The 616-nt window shown below is 52.3% G+C and carries 1 protein-coding gene; it reads left to right on the top strand.

The window, feature by feature from the left end; all coding sequences use genetic code 11:
* On the top strand, positions 1 to 616 hold a 616-nt coding region (locus ACTHUR_RS15680; RefSeq protein WP_440399570.1), incomplete at both ends, for an aminotransferase class V-fold PLP-dependent enzyme.

The following is a 616-nucleotide window of genomic DNA, read 5'->3' as shown; positions in this document are numbered from 1 at the left end:
GATTAACGCCGACTCTAAAGAAATCGTTTTTACCAGCGGCGCAACCGAGTCCAACAACCTCGCCATCAAAGGCGCGGCGCACTTCTACAAATCTAAAGGCAACCACCTCATCACCGTAAAAACCGAGCACAAAGCCGTGCTCGACACCATGCGCGAACTCGAACGCCAAGGTTACGAAGTAACTTATCTGGACGTACAAGAAAACGGCTTGGTTGATTTAGACGTACTGAAAGCCGCCATCCGCGAAGACACCATCCTCGTTTCCGTCATGTGGGTAAACAACGAAATCGGCGTGGTTCAAGATATTCCTGCCATTGGCGAAATCTGCCGCGAACGCAAAATAATTTTCCACGTTGACGCAGCACAAGCATGCGGCAAAGTACCTGTCGACGTTGAAGCAGCCAAAGTTGATTTGTTGTCTATGTCCGGCCACAAAGTATACGGCCCTAAAGGCATCGGCGCCCTGTATGTACGCCGTAAACCACGCGTCCGCCTCGAAGCCCAAATGCACTGCGGCGGTCACGAACGCGGTTTCCGTTCCGGCACATTGCCGACCCATCAAATCGTCGGCATGGGCGAAGCCTTCCGCATTGCCAAAGAAGAATTAGCACAAGAC

The organism is Neisseria sp. P0021.S007 (assembly GCF_051956855.1).
This window is presented reverse-complemented; position numbering and strand designations above follow the sequence as displayed.